Raw genomic sequence first — 6,081 nt, forward strand, 5'->3', positions numbered from 1 at the left:
TTCAATCCAGTTTTGTTAAAGGCAGATATGTCAGCATGAGCTGGATCATTTGGAAGAAATTATTATTTGAACCAGCGGGACAGTAAAAAAGCCATCTTACCTGTCCCTATTGGCTACTCAGAGAGGAGACGCGCCGACTGCCATTTACTGTGCGAATGATATAATCGCCATCGGCATGTTAAAATGCCTGAATAAATATAAAAACCGCTATTACGTTCCATCCATTATTTCCAGTGACGATATTGAGGAGGCACAGTATACCAAACCGATGCTCACCACAGTGCGCCTTCCAAAGGAAGAGATGGGAAAGTTTGCTCTTTATCTTCTGATCGACCGCCTTGGCGGCGGACATAAGGGAATCGTCCGGACGGAGTTAGAAGGAAAACTGATGATCCGGGAGAGCTGTACGTTAGTGGAGAATGCAAACCGGATGGAATATTATATCTGAGAGAAAACAGGTCACGAGCCTGTTTTTTTATGTTACCTAAAACTATATGTGTAGCGAAAAAATTTACAATAAATTTACCAGACATTTATCATAAGGAGATTTCAGTAACAACAGGAGAAAGATAAAATAGCCATTGAACAAACAAAAGGAAAGGTAAAAAGAAGCCGGATAAAAAGGTAAGTTAAGGCTTCAAAAGGAGAAAATCATGAAAAAAACCCGTATACTTGCAGTTATGGCAGCAATGGCAATGGCACTTTCTGCGTGTGGAAACAGCACAGCAGAACAGAATACAGCTTCTGCGGATGTGGAGAACAATGCAGCGACTGTGACAGAGAAAAAAGCAGAGACATCAAAAGCAGCAGAGGAGATAACCGAAAACGTAGAAAGTACACAGGGAGAAAATCCTGTGCAGACAAAACCGCTGATTGTGTACTTAAATGATTTTGATGATGTGATTGCTGACATGTTTAAAGAGGCAACCGGCTATGATGTGGAAGTGGTTTCTGGAAACAGTGCAGAGATAATGTCCCGTATTGCAGCAGAAAAAGGAAATCCACAGTGGGATGTCGTATGGATCGATTCCATGTATGATGTCTATAACCTTGCAGGCGACGGGGAGTTAATGACGGATTTTGAGCCGGAAAATGCAGTAAACCTGACAGATTTTTCAAAGACTTTAGTTCCGGAAAATAAATGTATGTATCCGACAGATATTCATGCAGCAGGTGTGCTTGTATACCGCAATGATGTATGGAGCGAGGCGGATGCACCAAAAACATTTGCGGATCTGACAGACGAAAAATATAAAGATCAGGTCGGAATGGCAGATCCTGGTGTGGCAGCGCCTGCATATCCGCTGGCAGCATATTTTATGGATACACTTGGACTGGAAGCGGGGGAAGAATACTTTACGACATTATTTGATCATGGGTTAAAAGTATTCCCTAAGAATCCGCAGGTCGTACAGGCATTAGCAGGCGGGGATATTTCCATTGCAATGTTACAGGAGACCAACGCATACGATATGGTCGCAAGCGGTGAACCAATCACGATCATCTGGCCGGAGGATGGCGCACCGGGTTCTACCCGTGTGGCAGCGATCAGTGCACAGAGTGAGCAGCCGGAAATTGCAAAAATGTTTGTGAATTTCCTGCTTGATGCAAAAACACAGCAGGCACTTGTAGACACCGGGGATGAAGGATATTTTGAGCCTTCTGTAAATGGTGTGAATGCAAAAGCGGAGCGTGATCCGAACGCAAAACTTGCAGTGGCGGATGAGGTGTTCGGTGCAGAAAATGAAGCAGATATCAAAGCATGGTTTGCCGATATGTCTGCACAATAAATGATGGCAGGTCATATGGATGAAAAGTAGAGAAAATGCTGCAGGTATTGGAATATCTGGCATCCTGATCTTACTGGTACTGCTGCCTCTGGCAGCAGTATTATTTCAGGTTGTCTGTCCGGATCTGCAAATAAAAAATTTTAGTCTTTCAAATCTGTCGCTGGTGTTACAGGTATTTGTGCGTCCGCTCTGGAAAAAAGCATTTTTAAATTCGTTCTTTCTGAGTGTGGGGACGACGGTGATCGGATTAATACTGGCGGCTGTCTTAGCACATATTCGTGTCAATTATAAATTCAGGGGCGCAAAACTGTTAGATCTGACGGCATGGATCTTAATGGTCGTTCCATCTTTTATCCTGGCACAGGGCTGGGTATATTTTTCCTCTGGAAACGGTATTGCCAGTGCCTGGCTTGGAATACCGGGCGTTGGTTCTTTTATTTTCAGTTACTGGGGACTTGTCTGTGTGATGGTGCTCTGTAAATTCCCGATGGCATATGTAACGATAAAGACTTCCATGGAATGGTATCCGGCAAGGCTGATGTATGCGGCAAGAATGAATGGTGCATCCGCATTTGAAGCGTGGAAAAGCGTACAGCTTCCGCTATGCGTTCCGGCATACTGCTCTGCAGCAATGCTGATTTTTATGGATACAGTGGGGGACTATGGAATGTCATCCACCATTACGGCGGTCTATTCGTTCCCGACACTGCCATATACCATTTACAGCGCGATCTGTTCCTCGCCGGTACGTTTTGACATGGCAGGGGTACTTTCTTCGTATCTGATGGTGATGATCGTGATCGCCATGATCGTACAATATCAGGCGATGGGAAAGAAAAAGTATGATTTTCTGGACAATGGAACAGAACAGGTAATGGCGCGAAAACCAAAGAAACCGGCTGGAATTTTGTTATCTGTCATTTCAACCGTATTTTGTGTGATAGCGCTTGGGATTCCCGTGGGATCGAATCTGATCATGTCATTTTCAAGTTCGGTCAGCATCCAGAAATTTGTGTTTACAACGGAAAATTACAGGCAGGTCTTTTCTTCCACAGATACCATGATAAGTGGGATCAGACATTCTCTTGGACTGGCGGCGGTCTCTGCGGTGCTTGGCATTGTGATCGGATTTTGCGTGGCATATGTACTGACTTATTCTGATTTTAAACTGAAAAAGATGATTGACATGCTGACGCTCGTTGCGATGGCGGTTCCGGGAGTCGTGCTCGGCATCGGCTATATTTTTATCTGGAACCAGAAGTGGCTTTCAAAGATCGGGCTTCATCTGTACGGGCATCCGTCGATTCTGGTACTTGCGAGCGTGGCTGCAGCAATTCCAATGATCAACAGGGTGTTAGTGGGCGGCATGGCAAAAATTCCATCGAGCCTGCTTGTGGCGGCACAGATGCAGGGAGCAGGTTTTTTTACGAAGATTAAAACCGTGCTGCTCCCCCTGCTGCATAACAGCAGTGTGTCCGCGGTGCTGGCTGCTTTTGGAGGAAGTGTATTTAACCTTGCGATTACCACGATTTTATATCCGCCGAACTACAGCACACTTCCGGTATATATCAGTGATTCCTACAATGATCTGAAATTTGGCTATGCTGCTGCGGCAACGATCATCGGTGGTATTTTTATTATCGCTATCATGTTGGCTCTGGAAGCAATTTTAAATGCAGGATATCTGAGAAATAAAAAGAAAGGCATGAATTAGAGATGGAAAAGATACTGGAGTTAAACGGAATCAGAAAAAATTTTGGAAAAAAAGAAATTTTAAAGGGAATCGATCTGTCCGTGGAAGCCGGCGAGATCATCAGTGTGTTAGGACCTTCCGGCTGCGGAAAATCGACGCTTCTTAATATCATTGCGGGAATTTTATCTTTGGATGAGGGAACAGTCGTGATCCATGGAAAAGAAGTTTCCTCTGCGAAAAAAACAGTGGCGATCGAAGCACGTAATATCAATATGGTGTTTCAGGATTTTGCACTCTGGCCGCATATGAAGGCGAAGGATAATATTTTATATGGTCTGCGGGTAAAAAAAGAAGAAAAAGATGAGATGCAGAAACGTTTGGAGGAAGTGGTAGGTCTTTTGCATCTGGAGGGACTGATGGAACAGTACCCGTCAGAATTGTCCGGGGGTCAGCAGCAGAGAGTGGCGATCGCGCGTGCCCTGATCACGAAACCTTCGATCATACTGTTAGATGAACCCTTGTGTAACCTTGATGTACAGCTTAGAATAGAAATGCGCACGGAGATGGCACAGTTGTTCCGGCATTTAAATACAACGGTTTTTCATGTGACACATGATCCGTCGGAGGCGTTTGCAATGGCTGACCGGATCATCGTGATGAATCATGGCGTGATCGATCAGAGCGATACGCCGTCGAATTGTTATACAAATCCGGCAACAGCTATGGTTGCAGGACTTTTAGGTGCAGGCAATAGTTTAAGTGCGGCAGAGTTCGATCATGCTGAGGGGGAATATGCCACGGTAAAGATAGCGGACCGGATCGTGAGAAGCAAAACATTTTTACAGAAACCGGTGCCTGGAGCGCAGGTTGAGCTTAGATTCCGCCCGGAGGAATGCAGTTTTAAAATGCAGGATGAGGGCAATGTAATACCGGTGCAGGTAGTGATGTCATCTTTTGAGGGCGGCAGTTACCGTGTTAAGGTAAAGACGGAAACCGGTGAGACATTCTGTCTGCTTCACATAGAGTTTTTAGAGGAAGGACAGAAGGGATTTGCAGAAATTTCAGAAAAGAGGCTGTATGCATATGAGGCGATTTTGGGCTAAAGGCGGCTATGGAGAACACGGGAGAAGCTGCTTTTTGATGGAGTACGGAAGGGAAGGACGTTATTGTATGGTGGACTGCGGGATCATGGACAGTGACAGCCAGCCTTATCCGGATGTAACGTCTGAGGAACTCTCGAAAACAGATTATCTTTTCCTGACGCACTGCCATAAAGATCACAGCGGAGCTTTTACGGAATTTGTAAAAAGAGGATTTTGCGGAGTGCTCGCTGCCTCGCAGATGACGATCGATCTTTCTAATATTTCGTATGAAAAACAGATCGTTTTGCCTGTGGATGAAAAAAAGACACCATGGAAAACAAAAATTTCTGAAATAACATTGACGTATGGACGGACGGGACACTGTCCGGGAGGTCTGTGGTTTTATATTGAGGATGAAAAAGGCGCTGTTTTTTTCAGCGGCGATTATCAGGAGGATACGTTAGCTTATGCATGCGATCCGGTCAGGGGATGCAGAGCGCAGTTTGGTGTTGTGGACTGTGCGCATGTAAATACTTTTGCGCGCGCTAAAGAATTGCGGGAACAGATCAAAAACAGAATTGCCGCACATCTTTCTGCGGGGAAAAAAATCATTATGCCGCTGCCGCACTATGGAAGAGGCATGGAGATTCTGATTCTTTTAAAAGAAAGCTTTCCGGACCGTCGTATTGCTGTGGATACTGTTTTTCTCAAAGATATGGAACAGATTTTAAAGGAAAAAATCTGGTATCGAAACGAAACTTATGATGTGCTGCAAAAACTGTTTGTACAGATCGGAAAAAATGCAATTGATCTGCAAATACAGGGTCAGAAGATGGAATATGATATCCTGCTCATCGCGGATACGCATTTGCAGAAAAAATACAATGCTGATTTTGTGAGCGGGGAAGTAAAGATGGGCGCAGCAGTGCTTGTGACCGGCAGGATCAAGCCGGGGGAACTGCCGGAGCAGCTTTTAGATACCGGGGATGCAGAGCGTTTTTTGTATCCGCATCATCAGAGTAAAGGTGATATGCAGGCGGTTATTTCTGAAAATGCTTTTGAGGTGGTACTTCCTTTTCACAATGAGGAAAAAGAGATGATATTTTTATAAAACACAGAGAACTCTTTCTGTATGGTTTAAAACCGTCAGGAGGAGTTCTTTTTTAATTCATAGGAAATTACGTCTTATGAATTAAAAAGCCCTCCGGGCGGGATGCGCATCTCGCGGAGTAGAAGTTAGCTGTAAACAGCACCGCTCGAGCGCGAAAGAGTCGCAAGCGACTCTTTGTTCCTTTAAGGTATGTAAACGTTTGCATGGAAATAAAGATAATTGGAAAATTATGAATAAAAACATACATAAAAAACGAAACAAACAGTGGAAAAAAGACAGTGTATACGTTTTCGTGAAAACTGAAATAGCACCAGCGGGACAGGTAAAATGGCTTTTTTATTGTCCCTACTGGCTATCCTAATTTAACTTTACGATTCGTCTACTGTAATCGAAGTGGATTGTTTT

At 44.3% G+C, this 6,081-nt stretch carries 5 protein-coding genes; all 5 read left to right on the forward strand.

Annotation, left to right across the window (positions count from 1 at the left end; translation table 11 throughout):
- Positions 1–109 precede the first annotated feature (109 nt).
- The 5 genes from ACZMB2_RS13490 (at position 110) to ACZMB2_RS13510 (ending at position 5,676) form a co-directional block, all read left to right on the forward strand.
- Positions 110–448 carry a substrate-binding domain-containing protein gene (locus ACZMB2_RS13490; protein ID WP_487597118.1) on the forward strand — a complete coding sequence of 113 codons (339 nt, stop codon included), beginning with the start codon at positions 110–112 and terminating at the stop codon, positions 446–448.
- A gap of 205 nt (positions 449–653) precedes the next feature.
- Positions 654–1,790 carry an extracellular solute-binding protein gene (locus tag ACZMB2_RS13495; protein ID WP_487597119.1) on the forward strand — a complete coding sequence of 379 codons (1,137 nt, stop codon included), beginning with the start codon at positions 654–656 and terminating at the stop codon, positions 1,788–1,790.
- Positions 1,791–1,809: 19 nt separating this feature from the next.
- Positions 1,810–3,504, forward strand: coding sequence for an ABC transporter permease (locus ACZMB2_RS13500; protein WP_487597120.1), 1,695 nt, complete (start codon positions 1,810–1,812; stop codon positions 3,502–3,504).
- 2 nt (positions 3,505–3,506) lie between these two features.
- Positions 3,507–4,586: an ABC transporter ATP-binding protein gene (locus ACZMB2_RS13505; protein ID WP_487597121.1), complete on the forward strand. Its 1,080-nt coding sequence runs from the start codon at positions 3,507–3,509 to the stop codon at positions 4,584–4,586.
- Positions 4,567–5,676, forward strand: a complete 1,110-nt coding sequence (locus ACZMB2_RS13510; protein ID WP_487597122.1) for an MBL fold metallo-hydrolase — start codon at positions 4,567–4,569, stop codon at positions 5,674–5,676. Before ACZMB2_RS13505 ends, ACZMB2_RS13510 begins: the two co-directional genes overlap by 20 nt.
- Positions 5,677–6,081 lie beyond the last annotated feature (405 nt).

The organism is Hominiventricola sp. (assembly GCF_057604405.1).